Source organism: Pseudoalteromonas sp. Z1A2 (assembly GCF_011378755.1).
GTDB classification, from domain to species: Bacteria; Pseudomonadota; Gammaproteobacteria; order Enterobacterales; family Alteromonadaceae; genus Pseudoalteromonas; species Pseudoalteromonas distincta.
Window position 1 is genome coordinate 143,034 of sequence record NZ_WTKX01000002.1, and the last position, 23,107, is coordinate 166,140.

Consider the following 23,107-nt stretch of genomic DNA (forward strand, 5'->3'; position numbering starts at 1 on the left):
CACAAGCTGAGTTTTCAAAGGCAAAAAATAATAACAATAAGGATGTTTGATGAAATTTACTGAAGCCAAATTAGAACAAGCGGTGGTTGAGTTATTAGGCGAGCAAGGCTACCCGCATTTACTCGGTGGTGAGCTCAACCGCAACCATAGCGATGTATTAATTAAAGAAGACCTCCGTGCTTTTTTAACCAAGCGTTACGCTAAAAATAACATTACTACCAGCGAAGTAGACTCAATTATTGCAAAGCTTGAAAAACTGCCAGCCAGTGATTTATACGAGAGCAATAAAACCTTTTGTAAGTGGTTAAGTGATGGTTTTTTACTGACACGCGAGCGGGGCAGAGTAGCAGGCAGTGCAGCGCAAAAAGATTTGTATGTTCAGCTGCTTGATTACGATAACGTTGAGCAAGGCATTAAAAGTAGCCTAATAGCAGGCAGTGCTATGGCTGCTTTGAATAATGTGAATGAAGCAAGCGTTACTTATCTGCAAGACGACAATATTTACCGGTTTGTTACCCAGCTAGAAATACAAAGCCCCACAAGCTACGACAATATTGAACTGCGTATTCCCGATGGTATTTTATACGTAAACGGCTTGCCATTAGTGGTGTTTGAATTTAAAAGCGCGATACGCGAGCAAGCCCCCATATTTGAAGCCTATGAGCAATTAACTGTTCGCTATAGGCGCGCTATTCCGCAGTTATTTGTGTTTAATACCTTGTGCGTTATAAGCGATGGCGTAAACAACAAAATGGGTAACTTATTTGCGCCGTATCAGTTTTTCTACTCATGGGGAAAAGTAACGGGGCAAGAGCTCACAGCGCAAGAGGGGATTAACTCGTTACATACCTTATTGCAGGGCTTGTTTGATAAAGCGCGCTTGCGCGATGTAATGCGCAACTTTGTGTTCTTCCCTGATTCTGACAATAAAAGCGCGGGCAAAAAAGAGATAAAAATTGTGCCGCGTTACCCACAATATTACGCGGCTAATAAGCTGTTCGAAAATATAAAACGGCATTTAAAACCAAAAGGCGATGGTAAAGGCGGTACGTACTTTGGCGCAACGGGTTGCGGTAAAAGTTACACCATGCAATTTTTAACACGCTTGTTGATGAAAAGCGTTGAACTTAAAAGCCCCACCATTATTTTAATTACCGACCGAACCGATTTAGACGATCAACTCTCGCAGCAGTTTGGTAATGCTAAAACCTACATTGGCGATGACACGGTAAAAACAGTGACCAGCCGTACTCACTTACGTGAGTTATTAGAGGGCCGTAACAGTGGCGGTGTATTTTTAACCACCATTCATAAATTTACCGAAGACACTCGGCTACTAACCGACCGTACTAATGTTATTTGTATTTCTGATGAGGCGCATCGTAGCCAAGTAAATCTTGATCAAAAAATTACCATCACCGACAAAGGTGTAAAAAAGACCTTCGGTTTTGCAAAGTACCTGCACGACTCACTGCCAAACGCCACCTATGTTGGTTTTACAGGCACCCCAGTAGACGCGACTTTAGATGTATTTGGTGAAGTGGTTGACTCGTACACCATGACTGAGTCGGTTAAAGATGAAATAACCGTACGCATTGTGTACGAAGGCCGCGCTGCCAAGGTGTGTTTAAACAATAGCAAGCTGGCTGAAATTGAAGCTTATTACAAAGAATGCGCCGATGCAGGCAGTAACGAGCTGCAAATAGAAGACAGTAAAAAAGCCACCGCTAACATGAATAGCATTCTAGGCGATCCTGACCGCATTAAAGTGTTAGCAAGGGACTTTGTTGAACATTATGAAAAACGCGTTGAGGAAGGCTCTACGGTCGCAGGAAAGGCGATGTTTGTATGTAGCTCGCGTGGTATTGCTTACCAGTTGTATCAAGAGTTAGAAGAACTTCGCCCACAGTGGTTTGATGTAGTCGACACAGATGACGCGCAAAAGCTATCAGATACCGAGCGAAAGCGCGCCATTAGCGAAGGCTGTATTGCTGCTCCTTCTGAAAAAGTAAAAATGGTGATGACCCGTGGCAAGGACGACGTTGAGCGCCTATATAATTTACTTGGCAGTAAAGACGAACGTAAAGAGCTTGATAAACAATTTAAAAACAAAAACTCAAACTTTAAAATAGCCATAGTGGTCGATATGTGGCTAACCGGTTTTGATGTGCCATTTTTAGATACCATGTACATAGATAAGCCACTGCAAAAGCACAGCTTAATACAAACTATTTCGCGGGTTAACCGCCAGTTTGAAGGCAAAGACAAAGGCTTAGTGGTAGATTATATTGGTATTAAATCAGAAATGAACAAAGCCCTAGCGCAGTATTCAAAAACAGACGAAACCAACTTTGAAGACATTACTGCCTCGGTTATTGAAGTCAAAAACCATCTAGCGTTACTTGCAGAGCTATTTCATAAGTTTGACAGCAGCCCGTATTTTACCGGTGAAGCCGTTGCTCAATTAAACTGTTTAAACCACGCCGCTGAGTTTGCACTTATTACCGAAAAACGCCAAAAGCGTTTTATGGATTTAGTTAAGCGTTTAAAAGCCGCTTACGATGTATGTTGTGGCAGTGAAAAAATTAACGAAAATGAGCGTAACCACATTCACTTTTACCTTGCCATTCGCTCGATTATTTACAAGCTAACCAAAGGCGAAGCGCCCGACACCGCGCAAATGAACACCAAAGTACGTGAAATGATAAGCGAAGCCCTACAAAGCGACGGCGTTGAGGAAGTATTTAAACTCGGCAATGAAGACGGCGGCGAAATCGACATTTTTAATGACGACTACATCGCCAAAATAGAAAAAATAAAACTCCCCAATACTAAAATTAAAATACTGCAACAAATGCTAGCTAAAGCCATCGGTGAGCTTAAAAAAGTAAACCAAACCCAAGGTATCGATTTTACTAAACGCTTTGAATCGCTGGTACAGCGCTACAACGAACGAAAAGAAGATGACGTATTGGTAAGTAGCGTACTAGATGATTTTTCAGAAAGCATGGTTGATATGATTTACAGCGTACGCGACGAAATGAACGCCGGCGACGAGCTAGGCATTGATATTGAAGAAAAAGGCTTTTACGACGCCTTAAAAGCACTCGCAGTTAAATACGACTTTGACTACCCCGAAGATAAGCTCATTGAGCTGGCCCAAGCGGTAAAAGTAATTGTAGATGACAAGGTAAAATTTGTAGATTGGAATAACCGCGACGATATTAAATCATCACTTAAAGTAGAGCTGATTTTAATACTCGCTAAATTTAAATACCCACCAATCAGCCGCGATGAAGTATACAAAGAAATATTTGAGCAAGCGCAGAGTTTTAAAGTAAACCAAGGAATATAACTTGTTATTGCCGGAGGACATTAAAGTATGAAACTCGACAATAAATACTAAAACCATGACAATAACGTTCGAAACTTTTCGATGCTATTTGTCGCAGTCTGCCTTTTGTTCTAACAAGCTTTTGCCCCAAAATGAGTTAACGTAATTACTCTATAGATCACCTTTGAGCTATCAGACACAGTGATTCACCTAATGATATTGGCTCTACCCCATAATCTGATATTCCACTAACTTTTATGTTGGTGATGATATATATTACTGTATTAATATACAATTTTGTTGTTGTGCTCCCAGATTCAAGAAAATGAGCGACGAGCGCATTTTCTTTTTCTGAATACCTTTAGTGTCATAAAAATATTAAAGTTGGCAATGCATTACGTTATTTGTTAAAAATAGATTCATTAATACATGCGCGTAACATCGGCACAAAGATGCGCGACGAGCGCACTATAAAATTGTTATGTGTGAGCTCAGCTCTGAACAAGGATTCAAGGAAATGACATTAGAAGAGTATAGAAGGGATTTCGAAGCGTCAGCAAAAAGATCTGTATCGATGCCAATTGCTGGTGCATGTGTCTGGCTTATTGTCGCATTGCTTTCTGTGAGGCTTGATGAGCGAGTTGGTGTGCTGGTCCTGTTATTTGGTTCGGGTACGATTTTCCCTTTAGCTCTTTTAATAGCACGATTTAGGGGGGAAAACCTCTTAGCTTCTAATAACCCTTTAGCTAAGCTGATGGGGCTTTGTGTATTGATGGTCAATTTGCTATGGGCCGTTCACATACCGCTCTTTCTTTATGCCCCAACATTTGTTCCATTGAGCCTGGGTATTGGGCTCGGTCTGCACTGGATTGTTTGGTCATGGATAATCCAGCATCCACTGGGCATAGTGCATGCAATTTTGCGTACCCTATTGGTAGTTGTGGCTTGGTTTACCTTTCCGGACCAACGGTTGCTCGTTATTGGCTTGGCTATTGTTGTCGTCTATGGCATTAGTATCTGGCAAATGCTAACTAGGCCAATTGATACACACATAACAAATCAATGAACTACGCGCCTTCGGCGCCGGACGGCTTGCACTACGCTTCGCTCCGTTCCAGCCGCCGGTTATTGAGGCGTTAGTTTTAAGGAGAAGTTTTGCCTACATATTCAACAATGAGAATTCCGGAGCCAAAAAGCTGGGAGGAATTTGAACAGATCGCTCGAGATGCTTTGGCAATAAGGTGGGGGAATCCTGACTTGTCGATGCACGGCAGACCCGGGCAGGCGCAGGATGGAGTTGATATATATGGAGATAATCACTTGGGCTTTGTCGGAGTACAGTGCAAGAATACGTATGATGGAGTCAAAGAGAAAACAATAAATAGTGAAATATCAAAAGCGGAAGGTTTTCCCGAAAAGCTTGAATGCCTTTACATCGCGACTACGGCGCCTCGTGACGTTGGAATGCAGAAAGCTGTAAGAGGCTTGTCCCGTTCGCGAGAAAGCCTCAATAAGTTTTCTGTAAATATTGTTTTTTGGGAAGATCTTACTCAAGACTTAGTTTCAGTTCCAAGGGTGTTTTTGAAGCATTACCCCCAGTTTTCTTTAAATTACGAAAAGCAGCACTTACGCGTTGATCTTTTTGAAGATATATATCAAAGGGTTTGCCACATTTTACATGAAGCCAGGCATACCCTCGCATTTTATAGCGCTCCTACCTCTGCCGGCGAACTAAGGGGTCAGGTTTCTGCGCTACATAAAGAAATTGGAGAACTGAGCCTGCTTGTTGAGAAAAGCGAAATATCGCTTCCAGACAGCATCGCTGGAAGCCTGTTCGACTTCATTCAGAGTGTCTCTAGCCCTGTTACTCGATATAAATGTTTCTTGGGCGTATATGACGATGATGAGCTGTTTTCAATTAATGATGTCAGAGATGGAGCGTGGGACGAAATTGAGAGCAAGTCATACGAATTAAGGGACTGCATCAGGGACGAAATCAAGCTTCTTCTGATTCAGAACTAACCAATGCGTCAACGGGACCGGTTTTCCGCTGGCGCTCCAAACCGGCCCGTTACGCTGGCGTTAGCTGGCGTTAGCTGGCGTTTTGAAATTGAGTTACACGATAGATTTGGGTATTGATTAATATGAATGATAAAACGAAAAAACTTGATGATGTCGGTATTGAAGAAGGCATCAAAAATGGAGAGCTAGTTGAGTCAGGAACTCAAATTAGAGATGCTTCAACAGGACAAATAGTTAAAGTTATTAAGAAAAAAGATGAAGGCTGTAATTCAATACCAGCAACACTTATCCAGGTTCATCATAGCTATGTTTATCAAGCTGATTTGAAACCTATAATTGAGGCTATAGTGCATGCCGAAGAAAACAGTCTTTATGAGGAATTAGAAGAGCAGTTTAATTTAGTTATGGATTATTTTGATTCATATAATACTTATGGCACTGGCATAGAAAAAGTTCATCAAACTTGCCTCGAAATTTCGGTTTTATTTGATAATAAACTTCGCAACGAAATTAATAGGTTTGATCTTAAGGATATTGAGGGAAGAGATCTAGTAAGATTTCAAGGGTCGTTAGATGCTTATGTTAAGATTATATTCTCCTACATAGTTAGCACCTATATCCTTCATAAAGATAAATTTTCTAATGACAAGGTTATTATCAAGAAAATCCTATCATTTGAAAATATTGTAAGATCACTTTATGAGCAGTTGCTTGCTGAATCTGAGCCAAAGGAAAATGAAGAAGGGAAAACTATAGAAATGTTTTCGATGAGTCATTCATTATATAGTATGTATATGTTTGATGATGATTACGATATAAACGATGTGAGCGACCTTGTTTGCCACGACTCTAGATTTACATCTGCCTTGCAGGTGGTTGATTTCTTTAAAAGGCACTTCAAAAAAGGAAGTCTTAACAATCAGCAGTCATATCCAAGGTACAACCACAATGAAAACGAAGTAAAAATATGTGTATCAACGGATAGAATTCCCCCAAAGAGCAATAGAAAAGAATTAGCTATAAAGCTTTACTTTATATTAGAGGATATTGAAAAATTGAAAAATATTAGAGAAGAAATATTGCAGTTAAAAGACTATAAAAATACAGATATATCTACTTATTTTGGCACCGCATCAGCTAACAAGGCCTTAAAGTCTGATTCGTAACAGTTGGCTCGGTTTCGCTTCGCTTCATTCACATTTTAGCCAACCATTACTCACAGCTTAAGGCGGCGTTATGTGCTTTATCGAGTAGGAGACAGACTTTGGATCTAAACCCAAAATACAGAAGTGAAAAGTTTCAGTGCCCACACTGTCAGGTTGCCTCTCAGCAGGCTTGGTTTGACGTTGATAATTCGAGTGATGCAGCTAATAATATAATAAATCATGTATTTTATGACTATAGAACGCGCATAAAGGATTATCAGCAAAATGCCATCTCAGCTTTTATAGAGCAAGTTGTAGATGCAAATAATCGACATATGTGCGAGTTTGTTCCGGAAGGTTTTTCTGTTGCAACTTGCTCAACGTGTAATGAATTCTCTTTGTGGGTAAATCAAGAAATTGTCTATCCAAAACAAACGACAGTATCGCCTCCAAATGAAGATATGGATCAAGAAATTCAGGAATTGTATCTGGAGGCATCCACAATTGTTGTTGATTCTCCCAAAGGTGCTACGGCCTTACTTAGATTGGCACTCCAACTATTGCTCAAGCAACTAGGTAAGTCGGGTAAAAATATTAACAACGACATAAAAGATCTTGTAGCAGAAGGGCTAAGTCCAAAAATTCAAAAAGCACTAGACTTACTTCGAGTTGTAGGGAATAACGCTGTGCATCCAGGTCAAATTGACTTAGAAGATGGTAGAGACATAGCGCTGAAGTTATTCCACGTTCTTAACTTCATCGCAGATGAAATGATTTCAAAGCCTAAAGAGTTAGATCTGCTCTATTCAGATATTGTACCTGAGGAAACGCAGCAACATATTAAAGAAAGAGATGGTCAATGATGTCAATTTGTAGTCGCGCACATAACAAAGCGCTGCACACGGATAAATTACTCGCTGCGCTCCTAATTTACCCGTGAGCGCGGCGTTACTGACTAAATACTCTAACTTGCTTTTGTCCAGAGACGGGTTATGTATATAACTCGCCTTTGCCCCAAGACGTGTTAACGTAATTACTCTAATAGGTCGGCTTTGAGCGAGGAGCTGTCAGTCAGGTGAATCGTCATTAACTTAGTAAGAATAAGAGGACACTTTCCTCTTTTTTCCATGTTTATATAAGCTACAGAAAGTATAATATTTATAGCTGGCAATAACTTACACTGTTTGCTATTAATAGAAGCTTATAAGGTAAGGGTGTTTTCGCGCTAAAATAGGGAAAGTGCCCTCTGATAAAACTGTTAGTTTTATCTCGAGTTTTGGTGGAAATCGGCAATGAATGTATATGATTTAAATTGTTTAAAGTTCTTATCTGATGAGCCTAGCTCCGAAGATGAGTTCAATGACTGGTGTCAACAAAGTGATGTTGCTGAGTTTTTAACTTCGGATATTAATGATGAATACGTAATTTTGTATGCATCAATGCCACATGTATTTATCCATGCAGTATTTTTACCTGAAAAAAATGCGATTAAAGATAACTTCAATAACCTCCTCAAATGGAGTGGAAATCCATTTTCTTCTTGGGGTATTTCTTGTTCATCTGAAGATATATCTATAGAAAGTCCTATGTCCAATCTTGGCTGTAAAGAATTAGCTTCTGGAGAGCAGATACTTTTCGCTCGGTCATTTCAAGCCATAGGAAACGATGAAACCTATTATGAGCTTAATCAAAAAATATCTCATTCTTTGGATTTACATTTCGTTCCCGAAAAAAAATCATGGTGTAAATTAAATTCTCACGGTGAAATTAATGAAGTAATTAAGATACTTAAAATCCCTAATTTTCGGAATAGTGATGAGGGAACTATCATCTGCGCAAAGAGAGAAATTATTGGAGAGTATGCGGGTATAAAAGATGTGAAGTTATTTCGTATGTTTGACTTTACTCGTTACAAAACAGGTGATTTTAGTGGGTGGGGATCAAATAGAGAACTTGTTGATTTTAATACGACAGGAATCTTGGGGAAAATTAATATCGTAAATGGTGTTGGAAGTTACTCTCGAGGTTTTCAGCTTTCGGATATTTCAGTTTCAAAGAAAAAGTTAATAGCAAATATTTGGGGTCATTCTGACGATGAAATTGAAAAAGAATATTGTAGCTATGTTGCGCAAGACTGGAAGAATAATGAAATAAAGGAGATTTCATGTAACCCAACTCATTTATCGAACTACTTTACAGAATCTAATCTACCGTTTGAAATAACACCTGTGTTTTTTAAACCCGAAGTATTACTAAAATATAAAACTGATCGAGATAGGTTTACTTTGAATAGTCGCAGTATATATTGCAGAGGGGCATGGGAACTAAAGACTTTTGATGTCAATACTGCTGGTCAGGTACATACTTATTTAATATATCTGAGCCATCTGCCTTATGAAGAACAACTACATTGGAAACAGTACAATGAGGCTCCCAAAGCATCTATTTCAACTCGCGCTATGGAAAATGATATAAAAGGTGAGTGGAGTAGTGAGTATGATGCGTTATTAAGTTTAAAAGCCAAGCTAGCTGAGCTAGATTCAAAAGGCTCTTTGTGGTGGAAGCTCAGGGATAAAAATGCTCCAGATAAAGTTCACTACCCGTATACTAGTTCTCGTGATGAATGGGCTGAAGAAATTCTAAACCTAGATCAGTTACTTATTGAAGGCTTAGAAGAGAAGTGGCTTAGGAATAAAGCGAAGGCTTTAAAATTAAAACCTGATGCGAGATTACGTGCATTAAAATTACTCGAAGTAATCTTAATTGGTGTTGAATTCGAAGAAGAGCATGCACGTGAAATAATGTCTCCATTCCATATAGTTCACAATGCTCGTTCAATTTTAAAGGGGCACACTCTAGGTACAAAAGCAGAAGAGCTTAGAAAAGTGGCTATAACTGAATATGGTAGCTATAAAAATCATTACGAAAAAATATGCACTGACTGCGATGAGTCACTTGAAATTATTGCAAACGCATTGAGTGAAATTGAATAATGAAACTATCAAGGAGCAGGTGCCAGACAGTTAAAATCTCAGGCTTCGCCTCCACTTTTAACAGCCACCAGGCATACTTTAGCAACGAGCGAAAACTAGTCATTCAGGATCGTTGTCATTAACTTAGTAATAAAAAAAGGGCGTTTCTCCTTTTTCATATGTTTAAGTAACCTACAGTAAGAGTGATATTTAAAGCTGGCAATAAGTTACAGTATTTGCTAGTAATTTATGAGATACGGGCGTTTTAATGTAAAAATAACTAAAGCGCCCTCTGATTAAGCTGTTAGACATGAAGGTGTTAAATATTAGGAGCGATGAATTATTAGAAAAAAACTATTGCGCTTAGATGGAGAAGAATCTATTGAAGAGTTAACTGAGCGAAATTTACATGCCAGAATTTTGAAAGAATCTGAAAAGTATTGGGATACGCCAGTTTCTTCATGGCCTAAAATTATATTTAATTGGGATGTGTCAAGAAGCTCTCAACGTTTTGCATTGGACGGTGTAGGAGAAAGTGATTTTCAAAAGTACTACCCTGATGGATTTATACTTGGTTATGTTTTGTTAACTGAATTTGATAAAATCTTATGTCATTTTAGTCGAAGAGATGAAGGCGAGTTGTGGGAGCTCGGTCATCCAGATAACTTGGCAAAGCTTATAGTTTATTTATCTGAGAATAGACCAATATCTCCTCCATTGGTAAAACCTGTCGATAATGGTGAGGTTATATTTCAGGGAGGACATCATCGTTATGCTATAGCTAAAGTCACAGATGTTGATGTATTTCCTATTTACATTGAAAAACACAACAAAATTGAAATAGATAAGCGTTTATTTGTAAATTGGAAAAATGCCTAACAAGAGGCAATGGTGCCACCGTTCGATACTGGCACGTATATATTCATGAAAACGAGCTGCGCGCGTATATTGGTCTATTTAACTTTACTCAAAAGTTTTAGAAAACTTAGAGATAGCAATACTTTAGGTTATTTATGAAAACTATATAATGTAGAAAAATGAGCATAGTTTCGGCAAAATATGCGCGATGAGCGCATTATTAAATTATTGAATTACTTAAAGGTATCGTATGGAACTCAAAGACTTCATTAAAGAAGCTATAAAGGATATTTCAGAAGCAATTGTCGAGTGTAATGATGACTTAGAAGTAATAGGTACAATTGTTAATCCTAAACGAGTTTCAGTAGAAAAAAATGCTAAGGACAATTTATTAGGTTATATGACTTCTCCGACAGACAATCCAGATCCAAATTTTTTAAGACCTGTTCATATGATAAGTTTTGATGTCTCGGTATCTACTACAACCAAAAAAGATGGGAAAGAAGGAATTGGAGTTAATGTTGCAGGAATCAAGTTCGGTAAAGATAAATCAGATATAAGTTCAGATAACACTGCTAGTAGGCTGAGTTTTTCTGTACCAATAGCGCTTCCAACAGGTAAAAAGTAACTTAACAAGCTGCCGCACTATGCCTCGATGCAGTTGTCGCGGCTTTAGCTAAAGAAAAGAAGCACAACTTACTCGCCAGTGTGCACAATTCAATAGATGATGTGCTAGGGCAGGGGCTCAAGAATATCGTCATAAAGGGGTAGTAAATAAAAGTGATCAATTTGCCTTTGCCATAGCTACATTTTATTTAGATAGTGAGAAAGTAAATGGATTCTTGTATAACTCTAAACGAAACTATCAACAGCTATTATTTAATAGATCAGTTGTTGATATTTTCTTATTACCGAAGGGTTGGACTTTTCATGAATATTTAAAAACTTCAATTTCTCTGTTTTATCTTATTGCTGATATGTCAATTTACAACCTTACAGAAAACTGCGAGTTCAATCCCATCGAAATAGGTGACATGTTATTTTACCATAAAATGATTGCAGGATCAGTCATTTTGTTGCGTGAGCGCGAATTGCCCGAAGATATTGTTATTAATGGTGTGTCCTCAGTTTTTCATAACCCAAATGGTCCCTTAGAGTCTTTACTTAATCGTTACATTGCATATGGTGATGAATCGCTTAGCTCATTTCGTGATAGATATGATGAAGAACGAATATAAAAAACAGCTTGCTTGGGTTAAGTTTCGTTATTCAACCTCGGATAGTGAGCAGTAAACTGTAATGACAATATGGTGCCTGAGATCTTAAATCTTATAAAGCTTTTTACATTTCCCAATTCACATACATGCGTTGTTTCAACTGCTATAGATATGATTGCAGCAACTTATCTATATCGTCAACATTCTTTTATACGCCCACTAAGTCCGATACCGTCTAGTACTGGACTTAGCGGGCTTTCATATACATAGTGTGTTTATTTCTTAGTTTGATTAAATCACTAAAAATCAGCTAGTTAAAATGGTTAAAAAGTTAAATACACATTACAGCTATATACTCCGGCTAGTATTGGACATAGCAAGGGCGCATTTAAGCGCTCTTTCTATATATACATTAACTACCTATAATTTATATTATGTTAAATAGGGTAAATAAATACATAACTAAGTTACTCACCTTCATGAATTAACGTATAAACGCGATATTTTGACTATTTAATAAGCATTAACCTACTTAAACCTACTTATTTTAAAAATTAATGTTTTGCCTCTTTTCGCTATTTGTTACTTAAACATATAAAAATACCGCTTGGTTATTAATATAATCAAGCGGTATTACACTGATTGCCTATTCGCTACTTTATGCAATAAAACTTAACATATTGAAATAAATAGATTTTAAATTATCCTAGTAATTCACTAGAATAATTTATCATTCATAAAATCACTAATAAGCTCAGACACTTTATCTGGATGTTCATCAATAACCCAATGTGCGGCTTTATCTATTCAAACCAATGACGAATTTGGAATTGCTTCTTCTAACATTGGTGCATACTTTGGCTTTTGAAATTTGTCTTCTTCACCCCATAATATGAGTGCTTCATGAGGTAAGCTTTTAAGATCGCCTGTAATAGCTTCGGTATATTCTTTATTGAGCCTGCGCATGTTACTAAATAAAGCGGCTTTTCCTTTTTCATTACTCCATGGTGTTAAGTATATTTTCATCAACTCTTCAGTCATTACGTTCGAGTCGTAGACACCTTTGGGCATGAAATCTCTTAATGTATCAACAAATTCATCTACAGATGTTTTTTCTTCTACGCCTGGTTCTAGTAAAGGTTCAAATTCTGGTATTGGCCAAGAATCAAAACATACACTATCAATATCAAGTAAAACCAACCCGTTTACTTTATCCGGATGATTTACAGCCATTAATTGAGCAACACCACCACCAATATCATGTGCAGCAATATTAACTTTAGAAATACCGAGCTCTTCTATAAACTTACACATTATTCTACATTGCGCATTTATAGATACATCAGTGTTACTTGGCATATCTGGTGCTATTACCCGATATTTTGATGCAAGTTTGGCATCACATTTCGCCATAAAAATTTATTAGTCGGAATACCGTGTATCAATAATAAAGGTGTACCTTGTCCCATTTCTTGATAAGTAATTTGATGACCTTCTACTTTTTCAATTAATACACCTTGCTTAACTGGCTTTAATAACAAACCATTAAACCCAAGCTTTATATATTTATTATTACTATTTTCGTTTTCACTAAATGTATGCGCAATAATTTTCGTTGCTGATGCATCAGCGTGCTTTCTTATTTTTAGCATTGCGTCGGTGCCCGTAAACTGTGGCATGACTATGTCCATTAAAATAATATCGTAAATATTTTGAGAAACCATTAATAGCGCCTCTATTGCACTGGATGCAAAATCTATTAATATGTTTTCTTCTTTAAGCATTTTTCTTATTACAATTTCTATTAGTAAATCATCATCGACTAAAAGCAGTCGTGTAGTTTTATTTATAGGTTTTACTGTATTAAATCCGATAACTTCCATCGTATCTTCAATCGTTTTTTTCATTTTTTACCTCGAATATATTACGCTATATGTAACACCAACCGGCATTAATATTTTATCGTTACATAAAATCTACATTAAGGCGGTTGGTATAGCGGCCTATCTTTTTAAAATACGTGCTATTTGGTTTATTAATATGCCTTGTTTTACAGGTTTTAATAGCATGTCATCAAAGCCCTGGTTTACATATTTAGATTCTGGATCGGGTGTCGATGTATGTGCAATTATTTTAGTTTTAGAATTATCACTGTGTTTTTTAATTTTTAACATAGCATCAGTTCCTGATAATTCTGGCATTACTATGTCCATTAAAATAATGTCGTAACTGTTTTGAGATACCATTAACATTGCTTCTATAGCACTGCGCGCGTAATCTATTTTAATGCTCTCATTTTTTAGCATTGCCCTAATAACAATTTCAACCAGTGGATCGTCATCAACCAGTAATAGCGTGTTTTGTTCTTCATTAGTTAATGGATTAATATTTACTAAATCGGTAGTTATTAATGGACTGTTTAATACTTCTTGTTCATCATCTTTGTTTTGTTTACTCGCTAGGTTTACCAATATAGAAAGTGATATCGTCGTTTTATTTGCATTACTGCTAATAATTATCGCTTTCCCACCAAGCATTTTAAATATCGAGATAAAAAACTTTAACTCTAATAATAAGTCTTTATCATCTATAAAGCGTGTTATATTATCACCCGAAATGCTTTTAAGTTCAGTTATAAAATGGTTAGTGTTGATTAAATTACTTAATGAAAAGTCGAGGTTTAAGTAATTACGAGTACTTTCTTTTTTAATCTGAGCGTCAATTGAAAGCGTTATATTATTTGATGAATCCAAAACCTCAGTAACTAACTGAATAACCAGTTGAGAAATTAACTTTTCATCGCTTGCTACCGTTAACTCTGATGTAATATTATTTTTCAAAACTATTTTATTATTTTCAGCCTCTTTCGTTAAAATTGACATGTTATTATTGATCAGTTTCTTTAGATTTACGTTTTTGGCTTGAAGCTTTAACTTACCTATCTCTGATTTATTTATATTTACGAGCTGTTGAATCACACTTTCAAGCTGGTCGCACACATCAGAAATATTCCCTACATTGTTTTTAAATTCGTTAAAGCTTATAGGATCTTTTGATATTTCAATTAATGACTTTAAAGATGATAAAGGCGTTTTTAATTGACGACTAAGCCTTGAAACAAATTTTTCTTTTAATTGATTTGTCTGTTTAGATTTTTCGAGAACATCAGCGAGTAAACATTCTTTTTGATGTGCCTCTGTATCATCTCTAAAGTAGCAAACAAAACCATTAAAATCTGTATGTCTTTGTAATACAGTTATCCACTTCCCGTCTGTAAAACCTATATCTATTAATTGGTTACGATCATCATCAAGCTTATGATGCTCATGGTAATGATTTATAATATTATGCTGTTGCGCAATACTTATCAGCTGGCTATACGATAGCTGACTGTTTTGTTTATTCACCTGTGGAAATAAAAGATTAAATGCATTGTTAGTAATCACAGGAAATTCGTGGCTATTAAAAATAGCAAACCCATGTGGCAATGCATCAAGAGAACTTGAAAATAGCTCTTCCCTATTAAGTATTAACTGATTTTTTTGTTTTATTTCATTGTGTAAACGCCTAGGCAAACGTAAAAAATAGTACACGAATGCGAATACACAAAAGGCGATCAGTCCTAATCTAATTAGGATATATTTAGTTATTTGTGGACGTACTATTTTATTCATTGGTTGCACATGTAAACGCCAAGTAGGTGGAAAACGACTGCTCAAAGCGCTAATACTATTTTTAATTATACTGGGGTTTACTTCTCCTTGTTTTCCTAAAGTAAACTGTGGTGTTGCTATAAAAACGTTATAATTTTCAGTGTTTAATTTACCAATAACGGCTTTTAAAAACTTACTTAAATCAAATGCTGTAAGTGTATAAATAGAGCCTTGTTTAATATTTATTTCAGAAATTAAGAAGGCCGTATCTGCAACAGTAAATACTTCTACTGCTTGTTTATTCGCTCTATTATTGAATTTTTCTAACCAGTTTTTAAATCCATACGCGGCTAAATCAAAATTATTTTTTGACCAAAGTGCAAGTTGGTTATACTCAGAATCAAACACAACATACCCTTTATAAGTTAAGCTTTGTGAAACCTGACTCTGTACTAAATCATTAAGCTGCTCTTTTGTATAGCTATTTTGGCTTTGTAAAAAGCCTGCGATAACTAAATCTTTTTGTGATATATATAATCCTTGATTATCAAATCGCTCTAGAGCATTAAATAACGTTTTACGTAATTGCTGAGTTTGTTCATTGTAATTACTTTGCAGCTCCTTTTTTTCTATAGTATAAAGCAGTAATGCAGTGAATGAGCATAATACTAATGCAATTAAGAATGCCACGGGCGCTAAACTAAATACATGAATATACTTTTCCCCATAATTTTTTTCACAGGATTAGTACTTTGATTACTTACTGAATCTGAATTTTTATTTAACTGTGTCTGCAATAATTGAGCAAATGAAATAAACTGATTTTTTTGTGAACCTATTAATGTTTTAGGTGCTAAATCAGCCATCAGCACTACGCCAATGAATTTATTAGTGACACTATAAATTGGATATTGTGCATAAAAACGAATTAATTTGTGCGTGTTGTTTGATACATCATCAAAAAAGGTATCTTCAAATAAATATAGTTTTTCTTGTGTGCAGCGTTGTTGATAGCTTAATAACTCATTTTCGACACTTTCTTTATCGTTGCAGGTTATTAACTGCTCTGAATAAACCTCTCTAAAATCGATAAATTTAACAATTGGAACATCATAAAACTGTTTTAGTAGCGTTAGCGTTTCTTTAATTTCTGTTGATATTTCATCAGTTGGTGTATCTGCTAAATTAGCATGTGAGGTAAATATATTTGAGGCGTTCATTGACGTTCTCCTTCCCCTTTTGGGGGAGTATGTATCCACGTTGTACTGTTTTGGCCGCTATGTACTGGCAGTAAAACTTTAAATGGTGGCGTTAAACTACTAAGAGCAGGTTTGCCTGTGGTGATATTAATTACTTGTTCTGCATTAACTAAATTAAGTGATGTTTTGCAATATGTAATACCTGGCTCAATCCCTATTAAGCTCAGTGTTTCACTAATGATAAGGTTATTTACTAAATCGATACCGACCAGCTCAAATGTGGTTTGCAAAATAGTGAAATGTTTCCGAGCTTTTATCGTCGTACCACACCATCATAGATGTACGGCCCAACTTTTTAGCTAAAATTAGTAGCTCGCGACCATTAACCACGTTCACATCAAGCGTTGTTTCGTGGCCAAGTGCAATACGAGAAATATCACGGGTAAACACAAAGCGAGTATGCGTCCATTTAACTAAGTGCGATACTTTTTGTACCCGCTCACCATTTGCATTTTCTATATAATCTAAATGACTTTCACTGCCCATAGCGGTAAAAGATATTAGTAATAGTATAAAAATAAATTTTAACATAAGCCTTTCCCTCAATTTGCTTACTGTATAGGTAGCAAGTATGAGACCAAGGTTTTTTATATTTATAATCAGTGGATTAAGATGTATAAACGTGTTTTTTATTATTTTGATTCGCAAATTGCAAATTGCAAATCAACAATTCATGAAGAGGTTAACAAAGAAATAAGAGCAGAGGTGTGTGGCGCAAAGCGAGTGAAAATACGCTTTACGCTAGTTTTAATTAATGCAAAGCGGCTGTAAACGGGATGCTTTCACAGATTTTAGCTTCAGCTATAAGCAGCTCTTCTAGGCGAACATCAACTTCTTCTTTTTCAAAGTATTCGTAAGCTAGTTCTACAAATAGGTTTTTATGTTTTTCTTCTGACTTAGCAATAGCAACATAAAAATCTTTTTCTTTACCCTCAGGAAGTGCTTGTGCAACTAAAGAAAAACGCTCGTGGCCACGTGCTTCAATTACACCGCCAACCAGTAATCGGTCCATTAAAAAACCATCACGACCATGTCTAAACAGTGCACGTATTTGTTTTATGTACGGATCTTTTTTGTCGTCACCTAAGTTTACATCGCGCTCTAAAAGTAACTTAAGCACTTGTTTAAAGTGTATTAATTCTTCTAATGCTAAGTCGGTCATGGCTTTTACTAATTTACGTTTGTCTGGGTAATGTGAAAGCATAGACATAGCCATACCCGATGCTTTTTTTTCTGCAGCGGCATGATCTTGTAAAAAAGTATTAAAGTCAGCAAGGACAACTTCGGTCCATTCAAATGGGGTGTGGTATTTTAATTCAAACATGTTCTGTACAACTCAAATAATAATGCGGGGATTTTAACGTATTTGTTTTAAAAAATCTTGTAAGGCAGCAATTTATCTATGCGCCCTTTAGCGGTGGATTCAACTTTTAGCGGGTGTTTGATATCGTTCCATGCGGTGACTTTACCGCCCATATTCATTTTTTCAAAATCAGCTTTGTCACTTTTTAATGCTAAAAAATCGCATAGTTTTTTGTAGCTATCGGGCTTTGCTATATCAATGGATAAAAAATCGTTGTCACGATTCTTAAAGTACGTGTGAGCATCGTTAAAATGTGTTTCGTAGCAGTGAGCTAAGTAACTATCGTCGCTAATATTATTAAGCGAAAGCTCACTAAACGTATTTAAATAACAGCGCTTTATATGAATATTAAAGCCCCCGTCTGCACGGGTTAAATTAGTGTGCATACGCGTTAAAAGCTGTTTTATTGATACAAGCCATGCACCAAGTTCGCGCTCTAAATAAATAAACTTAGAGTCAGGATAATGAATATCAAGCGCTTTAAAATCGTTAAATATGGGAGTGTCAGCAATTGCGCTGGCATTTTCAAAACAGGCATTAGTATACGCGGTATGCGCTGTTGTAATGCCAAGTTCTAAAAATGCATGGCACACACTAGTTGTGCCGGTACGTGGTAAACCTATTATAAATATTTTGCTCATTAACTTTTCTATAATTAGCCGCGTGTTACTAGTAATACAAAGGCGCTGATAATCATGACTAAAAATGTAGTAATAGTACCAATTTGGCGATATTTAAGGCTTTTTTCTACTATGCCTAAATTTTGAAACACACGCCCTACTAATAACGCACCACCTAATATATGGCAGTAATGGCTAGCAAGCCCTTGGTACTCTGCTAAAAAAAGCAAAATTAAAGCAAATGGCACGTATTCCATAAAATTTGCGTGGGCACGCACAGCACGTTGTAGCGTTGCATTACCGTTATCACCAAGCGATATTTGCTCCGCACGGCGCACTTTTATTACGTTAAAGCTTAAATAAATGTAAAAGAATGCGAGTAATGCAGCATAAGTTGAAATGATCACGGCGTTTTCCTGTTATTTTTATCGCATAAATATGCGCTCTATTATTGTGGGCGTGATAATAACACATAAATTTGAGCAGCATTATCAGAAGTTTAATAATTGCCTATGCTAAGCTAGAGGTATTAAGTTAGTAGAAAATACATAAGGATTTTATGTTTGTACCTCGTAAAGTAGCCGACAGTTACCGTGAAATGATTAACAGTATTGGCTTTTACCCTTCGATGCTTTCAGTGGGCTTTTTGTTATTTGCCATTATTACAATGTCGGTTGAATATTTAGCCCCTGTTGAGCAGCTAAAATCGTTTATATCGGTTGTACTTGTAGATAGCGCCGAAAACGCGCGGACTATTCTAAGCACTTTAGCGGGGAGTATTATTTCGCTTACCGTGTTTAGTTTTTCGATGGTAATGGTGGTTTTAAATTCAGCCAGCGCGAGTTTATCGCCCCGCGTAGTGCCAGGGCTTATTACGCGCAAATCACACCAAATGGTTTTGGGGTTTTATTTAGGCAGCATAATTTACTCTATTATTATGCTTATAAATATTAATAAGCTTGATGGTGGCAGTACGGCAATTCCTTCAATAGGTGTGTTGTTTGCACTTGTTTTTGGATTGATTTCATTAGGTTTGTTTGTATTTTTTATACACTCAATCTCACGTGCTATTCAAGTTGATAACGTGTTAAATGGCTTGTTTAGCCAAACTAAAAACGAAATTAAAACAATAATACAAAGACAACAAGAGGACCCAGTTGAGGACTTTCCAGACTTTAGCAAATGGCATTCGGTTAGCAGTAAAACAGAAGGATATTATAAAGGCGTACATACCGATAAGCTGTGTGCCATTTTGGCTGAGCAAGATATAAAGGTGTATATATCTGTAAACCAAGGCTATTTTACAGTTAAAGGTTACCCGTTTTTAAAATGTAATAAAGAGATAGCAAACGATGAAGAGCTGATTAATAAAATTCTCGACTGCTTTATTTTTTATATAGAAGAGTACATTAGCGATCATTACCGTTATGGATTAACGCAAATATCAGAAATTGCAGTTAAGGCAATGAGTCCAGGTATCAACGATCCCGGTACTGCGGTTAAATCAATTGATATGCTGAGTATTTTACTTATTCAACGACTTTCAATTAACGATATTAACTACTCGTTTAAGCACAGTGATAATGCCCCATTGTTGTACCTTCATGAAACAAGCTTTGATGAGTTATTACATGACAACTTTACACCGCTGCGTAATTACGCCAAAGGCGATGCATACGTAATGACAAACGTGCTTGAGGCATTCAAAAATATTTTGTTTGTAGCCCATAAAGATACCGATGCACGAAACAGTTTATTTAATTATTTAAATGCGATTGTTGATGACATAAATGAGCATGTAACTAATGAATACGACAGACGCGAAGTGACTAATATGCTCAACTCTATAGCGCGTATCAGCCAAGAGCAAGGTGAGAAGTTGGTGGCACGTTTTGAGCACCACTAGGGCGTGTTGAATTATTTGGATTGAAATTTGTTCAATCTAGGGGCGATTAAATCGCGGCGCGAGGTTTGTAACCTAGTGGGCTAAGTAAAAACCGAGCAACATAGAGTTAATCGTCCCTAGGAAGAACCTATATTTTAATCTATGTAGTACACAGCATAGCTTGAGGCTGTTACTTTAATCTCTCCAGCATGGTAGGCATCAGGTACATAGTTACTTGGTGCGCTATCAGCCATCATTACTTTTTCTGCGCGCATATAAGGCTGCGACTGCACATTGAGTGGACTTAGTGACGCGCTGTATAATCCTTTTAAATCAACGTCATAATCCTCACTAAACTCTTTTGCAGCATCCCGTGCGTCTTTAATTGCTAACTTTTGCGCTTTTTTATGCAGCTCGTTGTAGTTGCTTGCTAAAAATTGCGTTTGATTAATTTCGTTAATACCGTTGTTAACTAAGCTTTGTAGTAACTCAGGGTATTTATTTATATCGCTGAGTTTTACTGTTAACGTACGAGAAACCTTAAAGCCTTTAAATTCTTGATTACCGGTAGTGCGGTTGTATTGGCTATCACGGTTTATTGAAATTTGCCCTGCGTTTATATCTCCCTCTTTAACACCAATCTCTTTTACGAGCTTAATTGCCTTGGCGATAGTTAAGTCGGTTTTATTTTTAGCAGCAATTAAGTCTTTATCAACTTCGGTAATACCTACACTAAGCTGTACGTAATCTGGCATTGTAGTAAGAGTCGCTTCGCCCTTAACATAAATATGAGGAGCATCGGGAGTCGCTGCCGCAAGTGCATCAAAGCTAAGTACGTTTAAAGCCAGTGCACTACCTAAAACAAGAGTCAGTGTTTTCATTAAGTCGATCCTTTAATTATATAAAAGCAAGTAAACACCGTACGTGGTTAATTAAATATGAACAAGCACAAAAAACAGGCAATTGCCTGTTTTTTGTTAAGCATTGTAACTGTGCCTACAACGTTATTTATTTTTAATTACTTATAAACCTAATTAAACACTACAACGTTTATAGTTACGGTATTTTGGTAACCAGTAATTTTTGTCGATTGCTGCCCATAACGCATCATCCGTAATCTCAAGAGCAACGCCCTCTTCGATTGCCTTTTTAGCGATGGCAAATGCAATACGTTTACTTAGCGTTTCAATTTCAGTCAAGGCTGGTAATAAACTACCTTTACCTGTGTTTGCACGCGGCGACGACTCTGCAAGCATTTCGCTAGATACACTTAACATTGCATCTGTAATGCGTGTCGCTTTAGCGGCAATAACCCCTAAACCAATACCCGGGAAAATATAACTGTTGTTACATTGTGGGATTGGGAACGTTTCGCCATTGTACTCAACAGGATCAAATGGGCTACCTGTGGCAACAAGTGCTTTACCGTCAGTCCACTTAATCACATCAGCAGGATGCGCTTCTACTTGCTTAGATGGATTACTTAATGGGAAAATAATTGGCTGTTCACAACCGGCATGCATAGCGCGTATTACTTGTTCTGTAAATAAGCCAGGTTGACCAGAAACACCAATCAAAATGTCAGGCTCAGCACAGTGCATAACATCCAGAAGTGATGCGTACTCGCCGCTGTACGTCCAATCACTTAACGAGCCTGTAGGTTGTGCAAGTGCTTGTTGGAAATCGCGTAAGCCTTCCATACCCTCACTAAGCAAACCAAAACGGTCAACCATAAATACTTGGCTACGCGCTTGTGCTTCTGAAATACCTTCAAAAACCATTTGGCTAATAATTTGTTCAGCAATACCACAACCAGCAGAGCCTGCACCCACAAAAACTACTTTTTGCTGGCTTAGGGTTGAATTTTTAACACGACACGCAGCAAGTAAAGAACCGACCGTTACAGCCGCAGTACCTTGAATGTCATCGTTAAAGCTACAAATTTCATTGCGGTAGCGCTTAAGTAATGGCATTGCATTTGGCTGTGCAAAATCTTCAAACTGAAGTAATACATTTGGCCAGCGACGTTTAACCGCTTTAATGAATAAATCTAAAAACTCATCATATTCGTCTTGAGCAATTCGCTTATGGCGTGCGCCCATGTACATAGGATCGTTTAAAAGCTTTTCGTTATTAGTACCCACATCGAGCATTACAGGCAATGTGTATGCTGGGCTTATACCACCACACGCTGTGTAAAGTGACAATTTACCAATTGGAATACCCATGCCACCAATACCCTGATCGCCAAGGCCTAAAATACGCTCGCCATCGGTTACAACAATAACTTTTACTTTACCTTTGGTAGCGTTGCGTAAAATGTCGTCAATTTGGTAGCGATCTTCATACGAAATAAATAAACCACGTGCGCTGCGATAAATGTCAGAGAATTTTTCACAAGCATCGCCCACTGTCGGTGTGTAAATGATTGGCATCATTTCTTCAAGGTGGTCACGCACTAAACGGTAGTAAAGTGTTTCGTTGTTATCTTGAATCGCACGTAAGTAAATATGCTTATTAAGGTTGTCGGTAAAGCTAGAATACTGCTGATAACAACGCTCAACTTGCTCTTCTATTGTTTCAAAGCGAGGAGGAAGTAAACCAGCAAGATTGAAATTTTCGCGTTCTTTTTTACTAAAGGCGCTGCCTTTATTTAATAGCGGTGTTTCAATTAGGCCAGGGCCAGAATGATGAATATATAAGTAGTTAGGATCAGTATTAGTTGTCATATTTCCAGGCTTTAACGGAGTCTTAAGTTATGATCTGTCATTATCAGTGT

19 protein-coding genes and 2 pseudogenes are annotated in these 23,107 nt (G+C 37.0%); 10 read left to right on the forward strand and 11 right to left on the reverse strand.

Features of this window, described 5'->3' with window-relative positions:
* Nucleotides 1-49 precede the first annotated feature (49 nt).
* The 9 genes from GQR47_RS02090 to GQR47_RS02130 all read left to right on the forward strand — a co-directional run bounded on the left by GQR47_RS02090 (nucleotide 50) and on the right by GQR47_RS02130 (nucleotide 11,569).
* Nucleotides 50-3,355, forward strand: coding sequence for an HsdR family type I site-specific deoxyribonuclease (locus GQR47_RS02090; protein WP_165723458.1), 3,306 nt, complete (start codon nucleotides 50-52; stop codon nucleotides 3,353-3,355).
* 496 nt (nucleotides 3,356-3,851) lie between these two features.
* Nucleotides 3,852-4,400: a hypothetical protein gene (locus GQR47_RS02095; protein WP_165723459.1), complete on the forward strand. Its 549-nt coding sequence runs from the start codon at nucleotides 3,852-3,854 to the stop codon at nucleotides 4,398-4,400.
* Nucleotides 4,401-4,489: 89 nt separating this feature from the next.
* The gene (locus GQR47_RS02100; protein ID WP_165723460.1) at nucleotides 4,490-5,356 is read left to right on the forward strand and encodes a hypothetical protein; all 867 of its coding nucleotides are present in this window, start codon (nucleotides 4,490-4,492) and stop codon (nucleotides 5,354-5,356) included.
* A gap of 122 nt (nucleotides 5,357-5,478) precedes the next feature.
* Nucleotides 5,479-6,522, forward strand: a complete 1,044-nt coding sequence (locus tag GQR47_RS02105; RefSeq protein WP_165723461.1) for a hypothetical protein — start codon at nucleotides 5,479-5,481, stop codon at nucleotides 6,520-6,522.
* Nucleotides 6,523-6,620: 98 nt separating this feature from the next.
* Entirely contained in the window at nucleotides 6,621-7,364 is a 744-nt protein-coding gene (locus GQR47_RS02110; RefSeq protein WP_165723462.1) for a DUF4145 domain-containing protein, read from the forward strand.
* Nucleotides 7,365-7,793: 429 nt separating this feature from the next.
* Nucleotides 7,794-9,494 (forward strand): hypothetical protein, encoded by a 1,701-nt coding sequence (locus GQR47_RS02115; protein ID WP_165723463.1) that lies wholly within the window; start codon nucleotides 7,794-7,796, stop codon nucleotides 9,492-9,494.
* 336 nt (nucleotides 9,495-9,830) lie between these two features.
* On the forward strand, nucleotides 9,831-10,352 hold the full coding sequence (locus GQR47_RS02120) for a transcriptional regulator (protein WP_165723464.1): 522 nt from the start codon (nucleotides 9,831-9,833) through the stop codon (nucleotides 10,350-10,352).
* Nucleotides 10,353-10,581: 229 nt separating this feature from the next.
* Nucleotides 10,582-10,959, forward strand: coding sequence for a hypothetical protein (locus GQR47_RS02125; RefSeq protein WP_165723465.1), 378 nt, complete (start codon nucleotides 10,582-10,584; stop codon nucleotides 10,957-10,959).
* 349 nt (nucleotides 10,960-11,308) lie between these two features.
* Nucleotides 11,309-11,569, forward strand: a complete 261-nt coding sequence (locus GQR47_RS02130; RefSeq protein ID WP_165723466.1) for a hypothetical protein — start codon at nucleotides 11,309-11,311, stop codon at nucleotides 11,567-11,569.
* 696 nt (nucleotides 11,570-12,265) lie between these two features.
* On the opposite strand, the pseudogene GQR47_RS02135 reads toward GQR47_RS02130, so the two are convergent.
* The 9 genes and pseudogenes from GQR47_RS02135 to GQR47_RS02170 all read right to left on the reverse strand — a co-directional run bounded on the left by GQR47_RS02135 (nucleotide 12,266) and on the right by GQR47_RS02170 (nucleotide 18,850).
* Nucleotides 12,266-13,017, reverse strand: a pseudogene (locus GQR47_RS02135) (alpha/beta hydrolase).
* Nucleotides 13,018-13,104: 87 nt separating this feature from the next.
* Nucleotides 13,105-13,455: pseudogene (locus GQR47_RS20630) on the reverse strand (response regulator); the annotation flags it as partial.
* Between the two features lie 96 nt (nucleotides 13,456-13,551).
* Nucleotides 13,552-15,891 carry a response regulator gene (locus GQR47_RS20635; RefSeq protein WP_253947729.1) on the reverse strand — a complete coding sequence of 780 codons (2,340 nt, stop codon included), beginning with the start codon at nucleotides 15,889-15,891 and terminating at the stop codon, nucleotides 13,552-13,554.
* A gap of 5 nt (nucleotides 15,892-15,896) precedes the next feature.
* The gene (locus GQR47_RS20420) at nucleotides 15,897-16,421 is read right to left on the reverse strand and encodes a hypothetical protein (protein ID WP_029753284.1); all 525 of its coding nucleotides are present in this window, start codon (nucleotides 16,419-16,421) and stop codon (nucleotides 15,897-15,899) included.
* Entirely contained in the window at nucleotides 16,418-16,690 is a 273-nt protein-coding gene (locus GQR47_RS02150) for a hypothetical protein (protein WP_024596620.1), read from the reverse strand. Before GQR47_RS02150 ends, GQR47_RS20420 begins: the two co-directional genes overlap by 4 nt.
* Nucleotides 16,674-16,991 carry a pilus assembly protein N-terminal domain-containing protein gene (locus GQR47_RS02155; RefSeq protein WP_024596619.1) on the reverse strand — a complete coding sequence of 106 codons (318 nt, stop codon included), beginning with the start codon at nucleotides 16,989-16,991 and terminating at the stop codon, nucleotides 16,674-16,676. The genes GQR47_RS02150 and GQR47_RS02155 overlap by 17 nt, the downstream gene beginning before the upstream one ends.
* Nucleotides 16,992-17,211: 220 nt before the next feature.
* Nucleotides 17,212-17,784, reverse strand: a complete 573-nt coding sequence (locus GQR47_RS02160) for a tRNA-(ms[2]io[6]A)-hydroxylase (RefSeq protein ID WP_007586685.1) — start codon at nucleotides 17,782-17,784, stop codon at nucleotides 17,212-17,214.
* A 47-nt stretch (nucleotides 17,785-17,831) separates the two neighbouring features.
* Nucleotides 17,832-18,464: a sulfotransferase gene (locus GQR47_RS02165; protein WP_024596618.1), complete on the reverse strand. Its 633-nt coding sequence runs from the start codon at nucleotides 18,462-18,464 to the stop codon at nucleotides 17,832-17,834.
* 14 nt (nucleotides 18,465-18,478) lie between these two features.
* A complete protein-coding gene (locus tag GQR47_RS02170; protein ID WP_002962524.1) occupies nucleotides 18,479-18,850 on the reverse strand; it encodes an MAPEG family protein in 372 nt (123 codons plus the stop codon).
* Between the two features lie 152 nt (nucleotides 18,851-19,002).
* Here GQR47_RS02170 and GQR47_RS02175 point away from each other — a divergent pair, with 152 nt between their 5' ends.
* The gene (locus tag GQR47_RS02175) at nucleotides 19,003-20,349 is read left to right on the forward strand and encodes a DUF2254 domain-containing protein (protein WP_024596617.1); all 1,347 of its coding nucleotides are present in this window, start codon (nucleotides 19,003-19,005) and stop codon (nucleotides 20,347-20,349) included.
* Between the two features lie 134 nt (nucleotides 20,350-20,483).
* Here the strand turns inward: GQR47_RS02175 and GQR47_RS02180 are convergent, their stop codons facing one another.
* Complete coding sequence (locus GQR47_RS02180; protein ID WP_024596616.1) at nucleotides 20,484-21,209, reverse strand: SIMPL domain-containing protein; 726 nt, start codon at nucleotides 21,207-21,209, stop codon at nucleotides 20,484-20,486.
* A 153-nt stretch (nucleotides 21,210-21,362) separates the two neighbouring features.
* The gene (locus GQR47_RS02185) at nucleotides 21,363-23,057 is read right to left on the reverse strand and encodes an NAD-dependent malic enzyme (protein WP_002962527.1); all 1,695 of its coding nucleotides are present in this window, start codon (nucleotides 23,055-23,057) and stop codon (nucleotides 21,363-21,365) included.
* Nucleotides 23,058-23,107 lie beyond the last annotated feature (50 nt).

What these genes read in the sequence shown, in the direction of transcription:
- GQR47_RS02090 (WP_165723458.1), top strand. Translation starts at nt 50, where the DNA reads ATGAAATTTACTGAAGCCAAATTAGAACAAGCGGTGGTTGAGTTATTA.
- GQR47_RS02095 (WP_165723459.1), top strand. Translation starts at nt 3,852, where the DNA reads ATGACATTAGAAGAGTATAGAAGGGATTTCGAAGCGTCAGCAAAAAGA.
- GQR47_RS02105 (WP_165723461.1), top strand. Translation starts at nt 5,479, where the DNA reads ATGAATGATAAAACGAAAAAACTTGATGATGTCGGTATTGAAGAAGGC.
- GQR47_RS02115 (WP_165723463.1), top strand. Translation starts at nt 7,794, where the DNA reads ATGAATGTATATGATTTAAATTGTTTAAAGTTCTTATCTGATGAGCCT.
- GQR47_RS02125 (WP_165723465.1), top strand. Translation starts at nt 10,582, where the DNA reads ATGGAACTCAAAGACTTCATTAAAGAAGCTATAAAGGATATTTCAGAA.
- GQR47_RS02130 (WP_165723466.1), top strand. Translation starts at nt 11,309, where the DNA reads ATGTCAATTTACAACCTTACAGAAAACTGCGAGTTCAATCCCATCGAA.
- GQR47_RS20420 (WP_029753284.1), bottom strand. Translation starts at nt 16,421, where the DNA reads ATGAACGCCTCAAATATATTTACCTCACATGCTAATTTAGCAGATACA.
- GQR47_RS02155 (WP_024596619.1), bottom strand. Translation starts at nt 16,991, where the DNA reads ATGTTAAAATTTATTTTTATACTATTACTAATATCTTTTACCGCTATG.
- GQR47_RS02160 (WP_007586685.1), bottom strand. Translation starts at nt 17,784, where the DNA reads ATGTTTGAATTAAAATACCACACCCCATTTGAATGGACCGAAGTTGTC.
- GQR47_RS02165 (WP_024596618.1), bottom strand. Translation starts at nt 18,464, where the DNA reads ATGAGCAAAATATTTATAATAGGTTTACCACGTACCGGCACAACTAGT.
- GQR47_RS02175 (WP_024596617.1), top strand. Translation starts at nt 19,003, where the DNA reads ATGTTTGTACCTCGTAAAGTAGCCGACAGTTACCGTGAAATGATTAAC.
- GQR47_RS02180 (WP_024596616.1), bottom strand. Translation starts at nt 21,209, where the DNA reads ATGAAAACACTGACTCTTGTTTTAGGTAGTGCACTGGCTTTAAACGTA.
- GQR47_RS02185 (WP_002962527.1), bottom strand. Translation starts at nt 23,057, where the DNA reads ATGACAACTAATACTGATCCTAACTACTTATATATTCATCATTCTGGC.